The organism is Maribacter sp. 1_MG-2023 (assembly GCF_030547005.1).
GTDB lineage: Bacteria > Bacteroidota > Bacteroidia > Flavobacteriales > Flavobacteriaceae > Maribacter.
On the sequence record NZ_JAUOPN010000005.1, the window covers coordinates 98,315 to 118,902 of the forward strand.

At 34.0% G+C, this 20,588-nt stretch carries 15 protein-coding genes; 10 read left to right on the forward strand and 5 right to left on the reverse strand.

What is annotated here, in order from left to right:
- Positions 1-7: 7 nt before the first annotated feature.
- The gene (locus Q4500_RS07650) at positions 8-2,254 is read right to left on the reverse strand and encodes a gliding motility-associated C-terminal domain-containing protein (RefSeq protein ID WP_303599101.1); all 2,247 of its coding nucleotides are present in this window, start codon (positions 2,252-2,254) and stop codon (positions 8-10) included.
- A gap of 224 nt (positions 2,255-2,478) precedes the next feature.
- Between Q4500_RS07650 and Q4500_RS07655 the strand changes: the two genes are divergently transcribed.
- Positions 2,479-4,155, forward strand: a complete 1,677-nt coding sequence (locus Q4500_RS07655) for a glutamine--tRNA ligase/YqeY domain fusion protein (RefSeq protein WP_073241414.1) — start codon at positions 2,479-2,481, stop codon at positions 4,153-4,155.
- 277 nt (positions 4,156-4,432) lie between these two features.
- Here the strand turns inward: Q4500_RS07655 and Q4500_RS07660 are convergent, their stop codons facing one another.
- Positions 4,433-5,362 (reverse strand): SPFH domain-containing protein, encoded by a 930-nt coding sequence (locus Q4500_RS07660; RefSeq protein ID WP_073241412.1) that lies wholly within the window; start codon positions 5,360-5,362, stop codon positions 4,433-4,435.
- 216 nt (positions 5,363-5,578) lie between these two features.
- On the opposite strand from Q4500_RS07660, the gene Q4500_RS07665 reads away from it, so the two are divergent.
- Positions 5,579-5,941, forward strand: a complete 363-nt coding sequence (locus tag Q4500_RS07665; RefSeq protein ID WP_303599102.1) for a VOC family protein — start codon at positions 5,579-5,581, stop codon at positions 5,939-5,941.
- 66 nt (positions 5,942-6,007) lie between these two features.
- On the opposite strand, the gene katG is transcribed toward Q4500_RS07665, so the two are convergent.
- Positions 6,008-8,251: a catalase/peroxidase HPI gene (gene katG, locus Q4500_RS07670; protein WP_303599103.1), complete on the reverse strand. Its 2,244-nt coding sequence runs from the start codon at positions 8,249-8,251 to the stop codon at positions 6,008-6,010.
- Positions 8,252-8,607: 356 nt separating this feature from the next.
- Here katG and Q4500_RS07675 point away from each other — a divergent pair, with 356 nt between their 5' ends.
- From Q4500_RS07675 to Q4500_RS07685, 3 genes are all read left to right on the forward strand, one after another.
- The gene (locus tag Q4500_RS07675; RefSeq protein WP_303599104.1) at positions 8,608-9,186 is read left to right on the forward strand and encodes a PepSY domain-containing protein; all 579 of its coding nucleotides are present in this window, start codon (positions 8,608-8,610) and stop codon (positions 9,184-9,186) included.
- A 42-nt stretch (positions 9,187-9,228) separates the two neighbouring features.
- Positions 9,229-10,200, forward strand: coding sequence for a 23S rRNA (adenine(1618)-N(6))-methyltransferase RlmF (rlmF, locus tag Q4500_RS07680; protein ID WP_303599105.1), 972 nt, complete (start codon positions 9,229-9,231; stop codon positions 10,198-10,200).
- 111 nt (positions 10,201-10,311) lie between these two features.
- Entirely contained in the window at positions 10,312-10,707 is a 396-nt protein-coding gene (locus tag Q4500_RS07685; protein ID WP_303599106.1) for an ACT domain-containing protein, read from the forward strand.
- 30 nt (positions 10,708-10,737) lie between these two features.
- Here the strand turns inward: Q4500_RS07685 and gltX are convergent, their stop codons facing one another.
- Positions 10,738-12,246 (reverse strand): glutamate--tRNA ligase, encoded by a 1,509-nt coding sequence (gene gltX, locus Q4500_RS07690; protein WP_303599107.1) that lies wholly within the window; start codon positions 12,244-12,246, stop codon positions 10,738-10,740.
- Between the two features lie 192 nt (positions 12,247-12,438).
- Between gltX and Q4500_RS07695 the strand changes: the two genes are divergently transcribed.
- From Q4500_RS07695 to Q4500_RS07715, 5 genes are all read left to right on the forward strand, one after another.
- On the forward strand, positions 12,439-15,924 hold the full coding sequence (locus Q4500_RS07695) for a DUF4175 family protein (protein WP_303599108.1): 3,486 nt from the start codon (positions 12,439-12,441) through the stop codon (positions 15,922-15,924).
- Positions 15,917-16,336, forward strand: a complete 420-nt coding sequence (gene ybeY / locus Q4500_RS07700) for an rRNA maturation RNase YbeY (protein WP_303599109.1) — start codon at positions 15,917-15,919, stop codon at positions 16,334-16,336. The genes Q4500_RS07695 and ybeY overlap by 8 nt, the downstream gene beginning before the upstream one ends.
- 5 nt (positions 16,337-16,341) lie before the next feature.
- Positions 16,342-18,210 (forward strand): tRNA uridine-5-carboxymethylaminomethyl(34) synthesis enzyme MnmG, encoded by a 1,869-nt coding sequence (mnmG, locus tag Q4500_RS07705; protein ID WP_303599110.1) that lies wholly within the window; start codon positions 16,342-16,344, stop codon positions 18,208-18,210.
- A gap of 65 nt (positions 18,211-18,275) precedes the next feature.
- Positions 18,276-19,112 (forward strand): bifunctional 2-polyprenyl-6-hydroxyphenol methylase/3-demethylubiquinol 3-O-methyltransferase UbiG, encoded by an 837-nt coding sequence (locus tag Q4500_RS07710; protein ID WP_303599111.1) that lies wholly within the window; start codon positions 18,276-18,278, stop codon positions 19,110-19,112.
- 238 nt (positions 19,113-19,350) lie between these two features.
- Complete coding sequence (locus tag Q4500_RS07715) at positions 19,351-19,857, forward strand: OmpH family outer membrane protein (RefSeq protein ID WP_303599112.1); 507 nt, start codon at positions 19,351-19,353, stop codon at positions 19,855-19,857.
- Between the two features lie 47 nt (positions 19,858-19,904).
- Here Q4500_RS07715 and Q4500_RS07720 read toward each other — a convergent pair whose 3' ends face one another.
- Positions 19,905-20,585: a LysE family translocator gene (locus tag Q4500_RS07720; protein WP_303599113.1), complete on the reverse strand. Its 681-nt coding sequence runs from the start codon at positions 20,583-20,585 to the stop codon at positions 19,905-19,907.
- Positions 20,586-20,588 lie beyond the last annotated feature (3 nt).

Genomic DNA, 20,588 nt, shown 5'->3' on the forward strand with positions numbered 1-20,588 from the left:
GGTGAGCTTAACGTATTACTGTGATCGTACCTTGTTTAAGTACTTCACTGGCATTCCTGATTTTATAGTAGAATACCATGTTTTGTTTGGTGAACGCAGTAGTTGACTGCGGCCAGTTATTTTTATATTCGAATTCGTTTACAATTTCTTGACCTTGCTCATTGTAAATAATTACATTGACATCGGCTTTATTAGAATAAGAGTTTGGTATGATCCATTGATCATTAATACCATCTCCGTTCACGGTTATTACATTAGGCACTTTAAAGGTGTCTAAATAGGTTACCTCTATCTGTCTAACAATCTCACAATTATCAATAGAAGCTATTAGGGTATAACTACCGGCTTCGGTAAAAGTGATACTATCAGAGTTGCTTAATTCTACCGCATTGGCATCTAACCATCTGTACGCAGTTCCTCCGCTTGCCGTAACTACTCTAGAAGTACCTTCTGGCATTACTATTTCTGTACCAGGATCAAGTGTAATTAGGTTTTCATCTAACGGTGTTACCACAATATCATTAGAGATAAGAGAACAACCATCTATATCTATCGCTAAAGTATATGTACCTGCAGTAGAAACCGTTAATACAGCATCCGTAGTATTAATTGATAAACCGTCTAATTGCCATTGATATGTAGCTGAACTTAAGTCAGTAGTTGTGCTTAATGTAATGGTTTCGCCACCGCTACAGAAAACAGTTCCTGAACTTGTAATACTTACTGTTTCATTAGTTAATAATTGAACAGGCAAGACATTAGAATCTACATCAAAACTATTAATGGTTGCATTTAAATCGTAATCACCATTTTCAGAATTTGAAGCCAAACTAATACTGTTGCTAGTTGCACCACTTATAGCAGCTCCATCTTTACTCCATTCATAGGTAAACCCGTCAAGTAAAGCACTGGTAACATCTGTTATGGTACCATCTGCGGCAACTGCGTTTATAAGTTCAACACCTAATATAGTACTTGTGGTTTCACAAGATGTATACGCATCGGTATAATTTATGGTTATTTCAAAAGAAGCAGGAGACACTACTGTAGTTACATCAGAGTTTTTAGAAGATACTGAACAAGCACCGCCTGTTTGTGTTACTTCTGCATAATACTCTCCATCTTCAGTAATTGTAAGTGTGCTATTTGTTTCACCTGAAATCTCAATAGCATTTCTAAACCATTTATAACTTGGTGTAACCGCTGTTGTACTAACTGATAAAACTTCGTTTTGTGTAGGCAATAAAACCATATTGATTTCATTCTCTACAGTTACGGTATATAATTCTGCATTGGTTATCGTAACTACAGGTGATCTTTCATTACAGATACCTGTTCCAGAAATCTCTACTGCATAATCTCCTTCGAAACCTGCATTCGCAGCATTAACATTATATGAAGTTGCTGTTGCACCAACAATCTCAACATCATCTTTAAACCACTGGTAGTTCCAAGAAGCATCTGTTTGGTCTATACTTAACATTTCTGTATCGGTACTACATAAAGAAGTTTTGGTTGGAGCAATAACTGCAATACCAGTTCCTGAACCGCCAATAGTTACATCTACAATATTAGAATCTGTATTACCAGAACCTGTACATCTTGGTCCGTAATTAATATATACATTATACATACCCGATTGCGTAACGTTTAATGTATGCCCAGTTTCGCTTGTTAATTCTGTTCCACTACGAAACCAAATATACTGATAGGTTTCTGGGTTAGCTATATTATCAACTTGAAGTGTTATAGCTCCTGTACTACAAACTGTACCAGGAGGAACACCGTCACCCAATTCACTAATATTTAGATTTGAAGTAACATCCATATAATACATGTTGAATGCCTCAGATTCGCTACCCACTTTTACAGGGTCAGTACTTCTTACTCTCATCTTATACCCTTCTCCACGAGTGTCGGTAGGTATTGCAAAACTCGTATCAAAATCCTTTACGGCATTTTGATCAGTAATCGTTTGCAAAGTTTGAGCATTTGTAAAGCTTCCGCTGGCATCAGACAATTCAAGTATAAACTCGTTGCCTGCATTGGCGGTACCTATCCAAGTAATATTTACAAAATATTCGTTGAAACCTCCATTACCTGCACATACGGCAGACCACGGAGTACTACCTGACAGGTTTGGATTGTCTGCAGGTTCTGGAGCATTAATTACTATTGCTTGCGCAGATAATTGAAAAGCGCAGAATAGCATGGATAGTGCTGTAAATACGGTAAGTTTGTTCAAAGTTTTCATATGTATTTGTAGTTTTGGGGGCCACTACGGTTGAAAAGTTGGTTAATAAGTTTTTATGTCTTCAACATTTCTTAGACAAATATGTCATTAAATACGACGAAGTGGAACTTTATGTTGTCGGAAGGAAGATTTCTGTTGTGAAACTCATTTTATGTAAGGTGTATTTATTTTAAACCTGCCAATTAAGCCAATTTTACTACTTTTGTACCCTGAAAAATAATGACATGAGTGAGACATCGAAGTCTTTGAATTTTATTGAACAAATTGTTGAAGAGGACTTGGTAAATGGTTATACCAAAGACGAATTACGTTTTCGTTTTCCTCCAGAGCCTAATGGTTACCTTCATATTGGGCATGCAAGTTCTATTTGCTTAAACTTTGGTTTAGGTCTTAGATATAATGCACCTGTAAATCTGAGGTTTGACGATACCAACCCAGCAAAAGAGGAGCAAGAATTTGTAGATGCCATCAAAAAGGATGTAGAATGGTTAGGTTTTAAGTGGGATACCGAACGGTATGCCTCGGATTATTTCCAACAATTATATGATTGGGCTGTTGAATTGGTGAAACAGGGCAAAGCTTATGTTGATAATCAGTCTTCTGAAGATATGGCCACCCAAAAAGGCACACCTACAGAACCAGGAACCGATAGTCCGAATAGAAATAGATCTATCGAAGAGAATTTAGAGCTCTTTGAAAAGATGAAAAACGGAGACTTTGAGGAAGGTACTCATGTATTAAGAGCCAAAATAGATATGGCTTCTTCTAATATGTTAATGAGAGATCCTATTATGTACCGTATACTACATAAAGCACACCATAGAACAAATACCGATTGGTGTATTTATCCGATGTATGATTGGACACATGGTGAAAGCGATTATATAGAGCAAGTGTCGCATTCTTTCTGTACACTAGAATTCGCAATGCACCGTGAGTTATATAATTGGTTTTTAGATCAAGTATATGATGAAACTAAAGTAAGGCCTAAACAACGAGAGTTTGCTCGTCGTAACTTAAGCCATACCGTAGTTAGTAAGCGGAAATTGGCACAATTGGTTGAAAAGGGCGTTGTAAATGGTTGGGATGACCCAAGAATGCCAACAATATCAGGATTACGTAGAAGAGGATATACTCCAGATTCGATCCGTAATTTTGTAGATACTATAGGTATAGCCAAAAGAGACAATCTTATAGATGTTTCCTTACTTGAATTTAATATCAGAGAAGATCTAAATAAAACCACTCATAGGGTTATGGGTGTCTTGAATCCTTTGAAATTGGTTATCACTAATTATCCTGAAGGAGAAACGGAATGGTTAGAAGCAGAAAATTCTCCAGAAGATGAAAATGCCGGTACAAGACAAGTGCCCTTCTCAAGAGAACTATATATAGAACAAGAAGATTTTAGAGAAGCAGCGAATAAGAAATTCTTTCGTCTAAAGCTTGGTTATGAAGTGCGTCTTAAAAACGGATACATTATTAAAGCGGAAAGTTGTACCAAAGATACCGATGGGAATATAACAGAGGTACAATGTACGTATGACCCAAAAAGTAAAAGTGGCAGCGGTACCGAAGAAAGCTTACGTAGAGTAAAAGGAACATTACATTGGGTATCTATAGAACACGCTGTAAAAACAGAAATAAGATTATACGATCGTCTTTTTACAGATGAAAGTCCAGATACACATAAAGACAAAGATTTCATGGATTTTATTAATCCTAATTCTTTATCTGTAATTACAGGATATGTTGAACCTGCATTAAAAGATGCCCAACCAGGAGATCGTTTTCAATTTCAACGTATTGGATATTTCTGTGTTGATCCAGATACCACTACCGATAATTTAGTTTTTAACAGAACTGTTGGTTTACGCGATTCTTGGGCAAAAATTCAATAGATAACTTAGTATAAGTATACCTTATTGTAAAACCTCAGTTTCATTAAGGTTTACTATAAAAAACCACCTGTAGACATAACGCCTACAGGTGGTTTTCTTTTTTTAGACTAATTGGTATTAATTCAAATAAAAACAAGCGCTAATGGCTTTAAATTAGGCTTTTAAGAAAGCTCGATAACTAAATTAGTATATTACCAAGAATAGTGTTTGAAAAACATAAAAAAACCCGAGAACATTTGTTCTCGGGTTACATACTAGAAAAATAATCTAAAATTACTTATTCTTTAAGTTTAGGCTTATTGGTCTTTTTCATTGTTTCACCAATCATATTACTTGCCGTAAAACTAGCAACCATATTATTCAGCATATCACTACCTGCTTGAGGCGAATTAGGTAATAATATTAAATTCGTATTAGTAGCCTCACCAATACTCTGTAACGTGTCATAATGTTGTGTTACCACAATTAACGCAGAAGCTTCTTGAGAATTAATCCCTACTTTGTTTAATACCTCTACAGACTCTTCAAGACCACGAGCAATTTCTCTTCTTTGATCAGCAATACCTTGACCTTGTAATCTTTTGCTTTCAGCCTCTGCTTTTGCTTTCTCTACAATTAAAATACGAGCAGCATCTCCTTCAAACTGCGCAGCAGTTTTTTGACGTTCAGAAGCATTAATACGGTTCATAGCTTCTTTTACTTGTGCATCTGGGTCAATATCTGTTACCAAAGTTTTAATAATGTCAAATCCATAATCTAACATTGCTTGTTGCAGTTCAGATTTTACCGCTATTGCAATATCATCTTTTTTAACAAAAACATCATCCAATTTCATTTTAGGTACTTCTGCCCTAACCACATCAAATACATAAGAAGTAATTTGTTCATGTGGATATTCTAACTGGTAATATGCTTCATAAACTTTTTCCTTAATCACCACATATTGTACTGATACTTTTAGTTTCACAAAAACATCATCAAGTGTTTTAGTTTCTATAATAACATCTAATTGTTGAATTTTTAAACCAATACGTGCGGCAATTCGTTGTACAAAAGGAATTTTAAATTGAATACCAGATTGTCTTACACTGGTAAATTTTCCAAATGTTTCAATTAATACCGCTGTTTGCTGTTTTACAATAAATACACCCGATAGAATAGTGGCAATCACTAAAAACGCAATCGGAATCCAAATAAATGAGCCCATAATTATTTCTTTTAAGGTTAATATTGAAAGATACTAAATGCCTTCATAGTATTAGTAGCATTTATTTCATATTTGTTACAGAATAGCGCCTAGAAATACATAATCTTCAATCTACTTTGTGATTACGATAGGTTTTCAAACTATATCAATGAACTTCTGACTTTCATAACTTAGGTTTAGATTGATTAATTTAGAGCTAATCAAAACACACAAACTATGCTTGTCTCTATAAATCCGAAGTTACCGATGCGAAACAAAAGTGCTACCATAGATTATTATGTTAATTCACTCGGGTTTAAAAAAGTAGGCACAATAGATTATCCTGAGTATTTGATGGTAGAAAAGGAGGACATCGAAATACATTTCTTTTTGTTCGAAGCTCTAAATCCAAAAGAGAACTACGGTCAGGTCTATATCCGCACCAACGATATAGAAACCTTATACCAATCGTTATTAAATATCAATGTAGCTATACACCCTAATGGAAAACTAGAGCTTAAACCTTGGAAACAAAAGGAGTTTGCTCTATTAGACCCCGATAGTAACTTACTGACATTTGGAGAATCATTTAACAAATGAAAGATATTAAAAAAGAAAAAGGCAGCTAATTATAGCTGCCTTTTTAATATTTATAAAGTGAATAAATTAGATATCAAAACGATCTAAATTCATAACCTTGGTCCAAGTTCTAGCGAAGTCACGGACAAATTTCTGTTTTGCATCTTCCGTACCATATACTTCTGCCAATGCACGTAATTCAGAATTAGAACCAAATATTAAATCTGCTCTAGTCCCTTTCCATTTTACATGACCAGTTTTACGGTCGCTACCTTCAAACACAGTATCGTTGTCAGAAGCAGCCTTCCAAGTAGTTCCCATATCTAATAAATTGATAAAGAAATCATTTGTAAGCAATCCTGGTTTATCAGTAAATACTCCGTAATCAGAACCATCATAATTGGCGCCAAGTACACGAAGACCACCAACAAGAACAGTCATTTCTGGTGCAGTTAAAGTTAATAGGTTTGCTCTATCTATTAATAACTCTTCTGCTTGAACAGATAGTTTTTGTTTTGTATAATTTCTAAATCCGTCTGCCATAGGCTCAAGCGCATCAAAAGATTCAATATCAGTACTCTCCTGATTTGCGTCTGTACGACCAGCGTTAAAAGCAACTTTGGTATCAAAACCAGCTAACTTTGCGGCATTTTCAACAGCAGCTGAACCAGCAAGAACAACTAAATCGGCAAAAGACACCTTCTTGTTTCCAGATTGATTATCATTAAATTCTTTCTGAATTCTTTCTAAAGTAGCGGTAACCTTAGCCAACTGTGTAGGGTTGTTAACTTTCCAACCTTTTTGAGGAGCTAAACGCACACGACCACCATTAGCACCACCACGCTTATCTGACCCTCTAAAAGTGGATGCAGAAGCCCATGCAGTAGAAACTAATTCTGCCGTAGAAAGTCCTGAAGCTAAAATTAATGTCTTTAAGTTTTCAATATCGGCATCATTAATCAAATCAAAATCAACGGCAGGTACTGGATCTTGCCATATCTGCACTTCTTTTGGTACTTCTGGTCCTAAATAACGATTAGTAGGTCCCATGTCACGGTGAGTTAGTTTATACCAAGCTCTTGCATAGGCATCTTTAAACTCGTCTGGATTCTCTAAAAAGTTTCTTGAAATTTTTTCATATTCAGGATCTAAACGTAGCGACATATCGGTAACCAACATAAATGGTTGATGTGTCTTACCTGGTATATGAGCATCTGGCATTTCACCAGCACCGGCATCGCCAACTGGCTTATATTGCCAAGCTCCAGCCGGACTCTTAGTTAATTCCCACTCAAAACCAAACAGGTTTTCAAAGAAATAATGACTCCATTTTGTAGGTGTTTGTGTCCATGCGCCCTCTATCCCACTCGTTATAGTATCTGCACCAGAACCAGTACCGTAAGTACTCTTCCAACCTAAACCTTGTTCTGTGATATCTGCAGCAGCAGGCTCTGAACCTACATACTTTTCTGGATCTGCAGCTCCGTGTGTTTTTCCAAATGTATGTCCTCCTGCAATAAGCGCAACGGTTTCATAATCATCCATTGCCATTCTTTTGAATGTCTGTCTAATATAATGAGCAGCTTCTAATGGATCAGGATTTGCATTATGCCCTTCTGGATTTACATAAATTAAGCCCATATGTGCAGCACCTAGAGGGTTTTCTAACTCATTGCCATCTTCATCGTAGCGTTGTTTGTTCCCTAACCACTCTGTTTCTGAACCCCAATATATATCCTCTTCTGGTTGCCATATATCTTCACGACCACCTGCAAAACCAAACATTGGTAAACCCATACTTTCATGAGCAACGTTACCAGTAAGTATCAATAAATCTGCCCAAGAAATTTTCTTGCCATATTTCTGCTTAATAGGCCATAATAATAAACGGGCCTTATCTAAATTGGCATTATCTGGCCAACTATTTAATGGGGCAAAACGTTGGTTACCTGAACTAGCTCCACCTCTACCATCAGAAATACGGTATGTACCAGCACTGTGCCAAGCCATACGAATAAAGAATGGTCCGTAATGCCCGTAATCAGCTGGCCACCAGTCTTGACTAGTAGTCATTAAATCAGATAAATCCTTTTTTATAGCAGCTAAATCTAGAGATTTAAACTCTTCAGCATAATTAAAATCATCATCCATTGGATCTGCCATTTTAGAATGCAATCTTAATATATTAAGATTCAACATATTTGGCCACCAATCTCTATTCGTTGTTCCACCGCCAGCTGCTTGATGCATCTCGCCATTCAAAAATGGACAATTCGCTGCAGCAGGATCATTAACATCCCAAGCTTCACCTTTATCGTTAGTACTACTCATGATTATATAAATTTTAAGTTGTTTTTAATTTTATGTAAAAGTATTGGTATTACGTCTATGGTAAATTATATTATAATAGATAATTCTTATGACACAATTATATTATTAACATTTTACCTTGTAAATACCATTTAGAACGGCTCTTAAATATACGTAATTTGAATCGTATCAATTCCTTTTTAAGATAAAGAAAAGATTAGCAAAACATTACTAGCCAAAAGTTTACGAAAACTAAGGTATTTGCAACAATGTTATAATCTATTGAAATATATAATATAACCATTCTCTTTTAACACATTACGTATTTATGAGCCTAGTAAATCTGACTATATTGCATAGCAATATCACAGTTATATATGGCGAGGCAAACTAAAAGACAAGGGCAAGCCAAATGGTTGCGCATTTTTAGAAAAGCACATAGAGCAACAGGAGCTGCATTATTTATATTCTTTTTTTTCATCTCAATTACTGGACTTATTTTAGGATGGAAAAAACACAGTGGGGGAGTAATTCTATCAAAATCTTATCAAGGCACTTCGACCGAATTAAAACATTGGTTACCTATCGATAGTTTACACACCCTAGCTAATGCATATCTATTAGAAAACGTATCTGAAGAATTATCAACAAAAATTGATAGAATTGACATCAGGAAAGAAAAAGGAATGGTCAAATTTGTATATGCAGATCATCTTTGGGGGCTACAATTAGATGGGGCAACTGGTAAATTACTTCATATAGAGCGTAGATATTCTGACCTAATAGAGCAAATACATGATGGTTCAATTTTAGATGATTATGTAGGTACAAGTGATAACCAAATCAAAGTATTTTACACCACAGTAATGGGGCTATCCCTTCTTCTTTTTACGATAACAGGCTTTTGGTTGTGGTATGGGCCAAAGCGAATGCGAAAAAATAAAACAACTGCTTAAAAATTAAGGTTAGCTTTGGGGTCTTAATAAGGTTCAATAATTATGGCAGACCAAAAGAAAAAAGAGGGTTTAGAAAAACCAACTTTACACCCAAGAAACAAACATACCGGTCGTTACGATCTAAAGGCGCTTAAACTAATAAATACTGATTTAAAGCCGTTTGTAACTAAAAATAAATATGGAAACTTTACAATAGACTTCTTTAATCCGGTTGCTGTAAAAGCCCTAAATAAAGCAATTTTAATTTCTCAATACGGGTTAGACTTCTGGGATATACCAGATGGTTTCTTGTGCCCCCCCATACCAGGAAGAGCAGATTATATTCACCACATCGCAGACATCTTAGCAGCCAGCAACAATGGTGATTTAGTTAAGGGTGATAAAATTAAATGCCTGGATATTGGAGTAGGAGCAAATTGTGTATATCCAATAATTGGTAATAGTGCATACGGATGGTCATTCATAGGTACCGACATAGATCCAAAGGGAATTGAAGCTGCACAAAAAATTGTGACATCAAACCCTTCACTTCACGGTAAAGTCGAATTTAGACTTCAACCGAAACCTGAACATATATTTTCTGGAATTTTAAATGCTGATGAAAAAGTTGATTTAGCTATTTGTAACCCACCTTTTCACGCTACACAAGCAGAGGCTGAAGCCGGAACACTTAGAAAATTAAGCAACCTAAAGAAAAAAAGGGTCAAGAAACCCGAGCTGAACTTTAGCGGTCAAGGTGGAGAACTTTGGACAGATGGTGGCGAAAAACGTTTTGTACTTAATATGATTAATGAAAGTGCTCAATATTCTAAAAATTGTGCGTGGTTTTCATCTTTGGTTTCAAAGCAATCTAATCTACGTGCGTTTTATGATAGATTAGAAAAAGTTGGTGTTGTTGAACATAAAACTACTCCTATGGGGCAGGGCAATAAACTAAGCAGAATAATTGCTTGGACATTTTTATCAGCACAAGAAATGGAAAGCTGGGCAAGCGATAGATGGAAAGCTGAATAAAAATTCGGCCAAAACCTCTTTAGACTTAAAATAAAGCCTGTTTAAGCGGTTTTATTTAAAAATAGACCCGAAGGGTCGAAAATTTTTTTGAAAATAAGCAAATTAGCTAAAATGGCAGGAGAAACAGATCTTAGCATTCTATTGAAGAGTTTAAAACCAAGCTTAAACGAAGGAAGTTATGTTTTCTTAACTCTTAAAGATATTCAACAAATTTCTAGGTCAGCTATTTTATTCGAATTTAAAGAAAGAGAAGGTATCACCATTATTCTTGAAAAAGAGAAAGCCGATGCCCAAAAATTAAAATACGAATTTGTTGCATCGTGGATAACACTTAATGTTCATTCTGCATTAGATGCCGTTGGTTTAACAGCTGCAGTTTCTACAGCACTAACAAAACATAATATCAGTTGCAATGTAGTTGCGGCATATTATCACGACCATATTTTTGTAGCAACCAAAGACACAAAAAAAGCTATGGAAGTTTTAAGTGAATTTTCAGGAAAATAAAGACTGTCTCATTTTCCTGAAAATTTTATTTTATCCCAATTTGTTTAAAGCTGTTTCTATTCTAGAGATACTTTCTTCTTTACCGATCATCGCCATGATATCGAAAATATGTGGCCCTTTCATATCACCAACTAAGAATAGGCGTAAAGGTGGCATCACTTTTCCAAAAGACAATTCTTTCTCGCCAATCCATGCCTTTACAATGGTTTCGCTGTTTTCAGAAGAAAAATCTTCTATAGGTTTTAATACAGAAATGAGATCATTCATGATTGAAGCGGTATCTTCTTTCCATTGTTTTTTTGCTGCTTTTTCATTGTATTCAGCAGGAGCAACAAAGAAGTAATTACTCAAATTCCAAAAGTCAGAAACAAAAACTGCACGTTCTTTTATAAGTGTAACCACTTTGGTAACATAATCTAAATTCAGTTTATCATCATCAGAAACATTCTCCTTTACTGTCGGTAAGAATAACCTAGCTAACTCATTATCAGCTGTTTCTTGAAGATAATGCTGATTGTACCATTTAGTTTTTTCTGGATCAAATCGCGCTCCAGATTTATTTACACGGTCTAAACTGAAGCTTTCTACCAATTCATCTAAAGAAAATAATTCTTGTTCGGTACCAGGATTCCATCCTAATAGCGCCAAGAAATTTATAACTGCTTCAGGAAAATACCCTGATTCTTTATACCCAATAGATTCATTCCAAGAAAGAGGAAAAACCGGGAATCCCATTTTTTCACCATCACGTTTACTCAACTTTCCTTTTCCTACTGGTTTCATAATCAAAGGTAAGTGTGCAAATTCTGGCGATTCCCAACCAAAAGCATCATACAATTGTTTGTGTAATGCCATAGAAGGCAACCATTCTTCACCACGAATTACATGGCTAATTTCCATTAAATGATCATCAACAATATTTGCTAAATGGTATGTTGGCATTCCGTCACTCTTAAATAAAACCTTATCGTCTAAAACGTTAGTGTCTATTTTTATTGAGCCGCGTATTAAATCTTTTAGATGTAGTGTTTCATCTGGCGGAGTTAAAAAACGAATAACATAATCATCGCCATTATCTAACCTTGCTTTAACTTCTTCTGGCATTAAAGACAATGAATTATCTAGCTTTAATCTATTATGCCAATTGTAAATAAAGTTTTTGCCTTTTTCTTCATGATCTTTTCTGTGCCCATCTAAACTTTCAGAAGTATCAAAAGCGTAATATGCATTACCACTTTCAACTAAATCGTCTGCATATTTTTTATACAATGCTTTTCGCTCGCTCTGTCTATATGACCCAAAACCACCATCTTTACCAATGCCTTCGTCAAAAGGAATTCCGCACCAATTTAAAGAATCAACTATATATTGCTCAGCACCTTCAACATATCTATTCTGGTCGGTATCTTCTATTCTTAGAATAAAATCGCCGCCATGTTTCTTGGCAAATAAATAATTAAATAGGGCAGTACGAACACCACCAATATGTAAAGGCCCAGTAGGACTAGGGGCAAAACGAACACGAACTTTTTTCGACATAGTATTTTTATAAGGCTACAAAGATACGCATCCCTAACTTTTTAACTTAATAATGCGAAATAGGAATTTTACAAAAAGCAGCTAAATAGTACCGTTTAATTATGTAGTTATCAACAGGTCAGAGTTTTGATTTAACAAATATTTCCCAACAAACATTAGTGATAACCGTTATCTTGGTATAAAAAAGAACAATTGCAAGACTATAAGCACATTTTAGACCGATTAAATCAGTTTATTCAAAAACACTACTCTCAAGTTCTACTGAAAGGTATATTATTATTTTTCGCCTTCGGATTACTGTTCTTCTTAATGATATTAGGAGTAGAATATTTTCTATGGATGAACACTACCGGAAGAATGATTCTTTTCGTAATATTTATACTCGTTGAACTTTTTCTTCTTTTTAAATACATTTTAACCCCAATTTTCTACTTATTTAAACTAAAACAGGGTATCGGACCAAAAGATGCTGCTCAAATGATTGGAAAGCATTTTCCTGAAGTGGGAGATAAGCTTACCAACTTATTGGATCTAGCAAACGACCCAGAACAGTCCGAATTATTACTCGCAAGTATAAACCAAAGATCAAAACAACTAGACCAAATTCCGTTTTCGAATGCAATTGACTTTAAAGATTCCTTAAAATATTTGAAATATGCTATAATTCCCATTGTCATAATAGGGCTATTGTTATTAACAGGTAATTGGAATAGTTTTTTTGGTACTTATGAACGGGTAGTGAACTATGAAATGGCATATGAAAAGCCAGCACCATTTCAATTCGAATTATTATCAAATAATTTAAAAACATTACAAGATGAAACTTTTACCATACAAGTTGCTACTAAAGGGAAAGTAAAACCTGAAAATGTATATATAGAAATAGATGGCAAACAAATTCTTTTGCAACAAAACAATGGTTTGTATGAATATGAATTCACTCCACCATTAACTACAACAAACTTTAAGTTTAAGGCAAATGAAGTCAATTCTAGAGAATACACCCTTACCGCTTTAGAGACACCTTCTATTTTAGATTTCACCATGAATCTTACATATCCTTCGTACCTGAACAAACCAAATGAAAGAGTAAAAAGTACGGGAAACGCTGTAATACCTGAAGGCACCAAAATACAATGGATAATAAATGGGGAAAATACCGATGAAATTAATCTCTCCATAAAAGACACCATACTACGGCTAACAAAAGAAAACAATACGTTCAAACTGGAAAAACGTATCTACAATGATTTCAATTATGAGCTAACAACCACCAACAAAAATGTTGAAGACTACGAACGTCTAACCTACAACTTCAAAGTAATTAAAGATGGGTACCCTACTATCAAGGTTAATCAAGTTCTTGATAGTTTAAATCCGAATGTATCTTATTACACCGGAAATGCAACTGATGATTATGGTTTACGAAAAATAGATGTTGTGTATTTTGAAGTTGGAAAAGAAGAAAAAAAGAATACCGTAAACCTATTGAAACCAACTTCAAATTATGAACAATTTTATTACACTTTCCCTTCTGGTTTGAACCTTGAAGAAGGCAAAAATTATGGTTTTTATTTTGAAGTTACAGACAACGATGCTATACATAATGGTAAGACTATAAAAAGTCAAATATACCAGCAGGTATTGCTAGATGAAAATCAATTAAAAAACAAAGATTTAGAATCGCAACAATCACTAATAAAAGACCTTGATAAATCACTGCAAAAATCTAAAGAACAGAAAGAATCTTTAGAAGAGATTAATCAAAATCAGAAAGAAAAAAACAGTCTAAATTTCAATGACAAAAACCAAATAAAAGATTATCTAAAAAAACAAGAACAGCAAGAACAGCTGATGCAAAAATTTAGTAAAGAATTAAAAGAAAATCTAAATAAAGAAAACAAGGATGATAAATTAAACCAATTGTTACAAGAACGTTTAGAACGGCAGGAAGAACAAGCCAAGAAAAACCAGCAACTCCTTGAAGAACTTAATAAAGTAGCTGATAAAATCAAGAAAGAAGACCTTACAAAAAAACTAGAAGAACTTGGTAAAAAACAAAAAAACAGTCAACGTAGCCTTGAACAGTTGTTAGAATTAACCAAACGGTATTATGTTACAGAAAAGGCATCTCAGATTGCACGCGATTTAGAAGAGCTAGCCAAAAAACAAGAAGAACTTTCAGAACAGAATAATGAAAATAATACCGCTGAAAAACAGAAAGAACTAAATGAACAATTTGATAAAATTTCAGCTGAAATTGAAGCCCTAAAAAAGGACAATGAAAAGCTCAAAAAACCAATTGATATAAATATCGAAAAAGGTAAAAAAAAGAGTGTTGAAGAAGACCAAAAAGAAGCACTAGAAGAACTTGAAAAAAACACCTCTAAAGACCAAAATAAACCAACCAGTTCTGACGCAAATAAAAAGCAAAAATCTGCCGCAGATAAAATGAAAGAAATGAGTGAACAACTAAGCGAATCATCTTCTGGTGGAGGCGGTGGTTCATCTGTAACAGAAGATGCTGAAATGTTAAGACAAATTCTTGATAACCTTATCATATTTTCATTTAAACAAGAAACTTTATATGATCGACTAACAGCTAGAGAAGACCAAGATGCTACTCAATATTCTGAAACAGTTCGTGATCAGAATGAATTAAAGGGTTTATTCGAACATGTTGATGATAGTCTTTTTGCATTATCCCTTCGCCAGGCTGAGCTTTCAGAATTTGTAAATGAACAAATTACCGAAGTGTATTACAACATTGATAAATCTTTAGAGACCATGGCAGATGGTCAAATGTTTCAAGGAATTTCTCATCAGAAATATGTCTTAACAGCAGCAAATAGCCTTGCAGATTTTCTTGCCGAAGTAATGGACAATATGAACTCTAGCATGCAAATGGGAAAAGGTTCTGGACAAAGCGAAGGTGGTTTTCAATTACCAGATATCATCAAAGGACAACAACAATTAGGTGAAAAAATGGGACAACAAGGTAAATCTGGCAGTGAAGGAAAAGAAGGTAAAAGTGGGGAAGGAAAACAGGGAGAAAGTGGTGAAGGTGGAAAACAAGGCGAACGTGGTAAACAGGGGGCTAACGGAAAAGAGGGAGAAAGCGGAAGTGAAGGAGAAAATGGGAAAAATGGAGAAGGAAAAAGTGGAAAAAATGGTAAAAATGGACAGGGTGGAGAAAACGGTCAAGGAAATAATGGATCCAACGGTACAAATGGGCAAGGGCAAGGGGCAATGAGTGAAACCGAACTAAAAGAAATATATGAAATCTATCAAAATCAACAAAAATTAAGACAAGAATTAGAAAAACAACTTGAAAATATGATTAATTCTGGTGATCAAAAATTAGGACAAAAATTAATCAAACAGATGGAAGATTTTGAGAACGATCTTTTAGAAAATGGAATAACACAACGTACCATCAACAAAGCCAATACTATACAGTATGAATTGTTGAAATTAGAGAACGCAGCACTTAAGCAAGGAGAGAAATCTGAGCGAGAAAGTTATAGGAATACCAAAGACTTCACAAATCCTATTACTACTAAACCCTCATTATTAGATAATTATCGTAATGAAGTTGAAATTTTAAATAGGCAAAGCTTACCTTTGCGGCAAAATTTTCAATCTAAGGTTAAAGAGTACTTCAAAGCAAATGATTAATTACAATTACCTAACAGAATTTAAACTTGTAGCAGAAAATAACTTCAATTCATGGATTACAGAATCTTGTAATACCGAAGGGTTTTCTATAATTGAACTCAACTACATTTTTTGTAGTGATGACTACTTGCTTAAAATAAATCAAGATTACTTAAAACACGATTATCTAACAGACATTATCACTTTTGATTATGTGTCAGGAAAAAATGTTTCGGGCGACCTTTACATTTCAATTGACCGCATAAAAGAAAACGCAGATCAGTTTAATGTTTCATTTGATAATGAATTAAAACGCGTAATGATTCATGGGGTTTTACACCTTATGGGTTATTCGGATAAATCGGATGCAGCTACTGCCGAAATGCGCGCTAAAGAAGAAGAAAAAATAAAGCTGTTCCACGTGGAACAATAGAAGATATGTTTGGAGAAGAATATGATGTAATTGTAGTTGGCGGAGGACACGCCGGTGCAGAAGCGGCAGCAGCAGCTGCAAACTTGGGTTCAAAAACCTTATTAGTAACTATGAATTTGCAAAATATAGGACAAATGTCTTGTAACCCAGCAATGGGTGGAATTGCAAAAGGACAAATTGTTAGAGAGATAGATGCTCTCGGTGGATACAGCGGAATTGTATCTGACAAATCTGCCATACAATTTAAAATGCTTAACAAATCTAAGGGACCCGCAATGTGGAGTCCAAGAACACAAAACGATAGAATGCGTTTTGCAGAAGAGTGGCGTTTAATGTTAGAACGGACTCCGAATGTAGACTTTTATCAAGAAATGGTTTCTGGATTATTGGTAGAAAATCATAAAGTTGTTGGTGTAAAAACCTCTTTAGGAATTGACATAAGATCAAAAGCAGTTGTATTAACTAATGGTACTTTCTTAAATGGACTTATCCATATTGGTGAAAAACAATTTGGTGGAGGTAGAGCAGGAGAAAAAGCAGCAACTGGAATTACAGAACAATTGGTTGAATTAGGTTTCGAAAGCGGAAGAATGAAAACCGGAACTCCACCAAGAGTAGATGGTAGATCTTTAGATTATTCTAAAATGATTGTACAACCTGGTGATGCAATTCCTGAAAAATTTTCTTATACAAATACAAAACCATTAACACACCAACGTGATTGTTACATGACACATACAAGTGCAATGGTTCATGATTTATTGCGTGAAGGATTTGACAGATCACCAATGTTCAATGGCAGAATAAAAAGTATTGGTCCAAGATATTGCCCTTCTATTGAAGATAAAATAAACAGATTTGCTGATAAGGATAGTCACCAAATGTTTATTGAACCAGAAGGCTGGGAAACTGTAGAAGTATATGTAAATGGATTCTCAACTTCTTTACCAGAAGATGTTCAGTTCAAAGCTTTGCGTTCTGTCGTAGGTTTTGAAAAAGTAAAATTCTTTAGACCAGGTTATGCGATAGAGTACGACTACTTTCCACCAACACAATTAAAGCATACACTAGAAACTAAGCTAGTTGAAAATTTATATTTCGCGGGACAAATAAATGGAACCACCGGATATGAAGAAGCAGCATCGCAAGGATTAATGGCTGGTATAAATGCGCACTTAAAACTAAAAGAAGAAAATCCTTTAATTCTAAAAAGAGACGAAGCTTACATTGGTGTCTTAATTGATGACCTAATTACGAAAGGTACAGAAGAACCATATCGTATGTTTACATCTCGTGCAGAATATAGAACCTTACTTAGACAAGATAATGCTGATTTAAGGTTAACACCTCTTAGCCATGCTATAGGTTTTGCAACAGATTCAAGAATGAAAAGAATGGAGCAAAAACTAGAACAATCTGAAGCTCTTGTTAACTTCTTTAGAGAAACTAGTGTACTACCAAAAGACATAAATCCTATTTTCGAAAGCGTTGATTCATCATTAGTAAAACAGTCTGATAAAATGTACAAAGCATTTTCAAGACCAAATGTTACCATGGACCACATGCTTCAACTAGATGCAGTATCTGAATTTGTTGAACAAAATAAATTCGATGGTGAAATTCTTGAACAAGCAGAAGTACAAATAAAATATTCTGGCTACATAGCAAAAGAAAAATTGAATGCCGATAAACTTCATAGATTAGAAGCGGTTAAGATTCCTGCTAATTTTGATTACTCAAAATTGAAATCTTTATCTTTTGAAGCAAGAGAAAAAATGACAAAAATTCAACCAGTTACCATTTCTCAAGCATCAAGAATTAGTGGAGTTACTCCGAGTGATATCAGTGTACTTTTAGTTTTTCTTGGAAGGTAGGGCAAATTGTTCCACGTGGAACAATGAAAATTTATAACATCAATTTCAACATTCTTAATCAAGTCATGCCTAACAATATTTCAAAAATATCGACAAAAGATTTTCTGGTCACTCTAGAATCATTTGAATTAGAATATGATTCTAAAACTGATATGCTAGTAACAAAACCTATACCCCAAGATTTAGAAAAATACTACGACCCAAATAACTATATTTCACATTCAGATAGTGGAAATGGTTTACTTGAAAAAATTTATCAAACTGTAAAAAAATACACATTAAATAAAAAAGTCAAACTGATAAATGAATATACCACCGAAGAAAAAAAATTACTTGATATAGGATGCGGAACCGGAGAATTTCTAATTAGTGCAAAAAACAAAAATTGGGAAACAATAGGGGTGGAGTTAAACGATAGTGCAAGAAAGAAAGCATTAGATAAAAAACTAGAAATTTATAAATCATTAGATGATTTAAATAATCAAAAATTTGATGTAATAACACTATGGCATGTACTTGAACATCTACCAGATTTAGACAATCAAATAAATAAAATAGCATCTCTTTTAAATAAAAATGGCACACTCATAATAGCTGTTCCAAATTACAAATCACATGACGCTCAATACTACAAAGAATTTTGGGCGGCCTATGACACACCAAGACATCTTTGGCACTTTTCACAAAATGCAATAAAAAGTATTTTTAAAAATAAAAAAATAAAAGTAGTTAAAACCCTACCAATGTATTTTGATTCTTACTATGTTTCACTATTATCTGAAAAATATAAATCTGGTTCATCAAATTACTTAAAAGCATTTTATAGAGGTTTTATATCGAATATGAAGGCAAAGACATCTACTGAGTATTCTTCTCTAATATATGTGCTAAAAAAAGAGTAAAAAGCTATTTAGAGACGTTTTAAGAAGCTTTATAATATAAATTATATACCATATTTAAATTATTATAATAATCCCTTAAATATACTTTAAAATCAATCATAAAAATAAGTAAAATCGATATTATAAATAAATACGATAGCATATTTCTATTTTAACTTAAATATCATCATTTATCTCAATTATAAAATATTTTCATTCTAAAAGCTTTATTACTTTTGCACAACATAAAAATGAAAAAATGAAAAACCTAATTTTAATTTTCGCTATCGCATTATTAGCATCTTGCCAACAAGAAAAAATCGGATACGTAGATAACGTAAAATTGATGGATGAGTATCAACAAAAAATTGATGTAGAATCAAAATTCAAAGTTAAGGCAGATGCTTTAGCAAAAACTAGAGATAGTATTTCTCAAGCTTTTCAATTTGAAGCGCAAGCTTTTCAAACTAAAGCTCAAAAAATGTCTCAATCAAAAGCTCAAGAAGAATATGCAGCAATGCAACAAAGAGGTCAAATTATTGGTCAACAACTTCAACAGCAAGATCAACAATTACAAATGGAAGGTCAAACTGAAATGGACAGCATAGTTTCTAAAGTTAAAAAAGAAATTAAAGCTTACGGTCAAACCAATGGTTACTCTTACATTCTAGGTGGTGGAGATGGTGGTAGTGTTCTTTATGGTAAAGAAGCTAACGATCTTACTGATAAAATAGTAAAGTTACTTAATGATAAGTACAAGAAATAAAACCTTTAATTATTCCAATAAAAAAGCCGGTCAATGACCGGCTTTTTTTATTCTATAGTATTAGTTTCAAATCTTTCTAATTCATGTTCTATATTAAACTGATCCTTAGGTAGAAAACCTTTAACTATTAGAACAATACCACAGATTACCAATATAATTCCAATAATCTTTTTTACATACACAATTCTTCTTGGCGTAAGTTTACGCTTTAACTGCTTTGCTAAAAGAATTTTAAAAATATCAGTTACAAAATAGGAGAGTAATACTGTTGCAAAAAAGGTAAAGAAACGATTTGGTTCATTATCTAAAGTTGGACCAATAATTATAATAATCCCTAACCAGAAAACAAGTACACCAATATTAATAAAGTTGAGTAAAAAACCCTTTACAAAAAGTCCGAAATAATCTGATTTTCTAATCTTTTTAGACTCTACAGGTATTACTTTTTTATCTACCTTAAAAAAGGTAACCAGACCATAGACTAATAAAATTACTCCGCCAAAAACATAAAGACCTGGTTGATTACTTAAATTTTCAAGAAGTTGGAAACTACTAAAATAAGCTACGAGAATAAATAAAACATCTGCCAATAAAACTCCTATATCGAAAGTAATAGCAGCTCTAAAACCCTTTACTGCACTTGTTTGTAACAAAACAAAGAAAACCGGCCCAACCATAAAGCTTAGGAAAAAGCCTAAAGGAATTGCTGCCTGTATATCTTCTAACATGTA

What these genes read in the sequence shown, in the direction of transcription:
- Q4500_RS07685 (WP_303599106.1), top strand. Translation starts at nt 10,312, where the DNA reads ATGGCAGGAGAAACAGATCTTAGCATTCTATTGAAGAGTTTAAAACCA.
- Q4500_RS07650 (WP_303599101.1), bottom strand. Translation starts at nt 2,254, where the DNA reads ATGAAAACTTTGAACAAACTTACCGTATTTACAGCACTATCCATGCTA.
- Q4500_RS07665 (WP_303599102.1), top strand. Translation starts at nt 5,579, where the DNA reads ATGCTTGTCTCTATAAATCCGAAGTTACCGATGCGAAACAAAAGTGCT.
- gltX (WP_303599107.1), bottom strand. Translation starts at nt 12,246, where the DNA reads ATGTCGAAAAAAGTTCGTGTTCGTTTTGCCCCTAGTCCTACTGGGCCT.
- katG (WP_303599103.1), bottom strand. Translation starts at nt 8,251, where the DNA reads ATGAGTAGTACTAACGATAAAGGTGAAGCTTGGGATGTTAATGATCCT.
- Q4500_RS07710 (WP_303599111.1), top strand. Translation starts at nt 18,276, where the DNA reads ATGCCTAACAATATTTCAAAAATATCGACAAAAGATTTTCTGGTCACT.
- Q4500_RS07715 (WP_303599112.1), top strand. Translation starts at nt 19,351, where the DNA reads ATGAAAAACCTAATTTTAATTTTCGCTATCGCATTATTAGCATCTTGC.
- rlmF (WP_303599105.1), top strand. Translation starts at nt 9,229, where the DNA reads ATGGCAGACCAAAAGAAAAAAGAGGGTTTAGAAAAACCAACTTTACAC.
- Q4500_RS07660 (WP_073241412.1), bottom strand. Translation starts at nt 5,362, where the DNA reads ATGGGCTCATTTATTTGGATTCCGATTGCGTTTTTAGTGATTGCCACT.
- mnmG (WP_303599110.1), top strand. Translation starts at nt 16,342, where the DNA reads ATGTTTGGAGAAGAATATGATGTAATTGTAGTTGGCGGAGGACACGCC.
- ybeY (WP_303599109.1), top strand. Translation starts at nt 15,917, where the DNA reads ATGATTAATTACAATTACCTAACAGAATTTAAACTTGTAGCAGAAAAT.
- Q4500_RS07655 (WP_073241414.1), top strand. Translation starts at nt 2,479, where the DNA reads ATGAGTGAGACATCGAAGTCTTTGAATTTTATTGAACAAATTGTTGAA.
- Q4500_RS07675 (WP_303599104.1), top strand. Translation starts at nt 8,608, where the DNA reads ATGGCGAGGCAAACTAAAAGACAAGGGCAAGCCAAATGGTTGCGCATT.
- Q4500_RS07720 (WP_303599113.1), bottom strand. Translation starts at nt 20,585, where the DNA reads ATGTTAGAAGATATACAGGCAGCAATTCCTTTAGGCTTTTTCCTAAGC.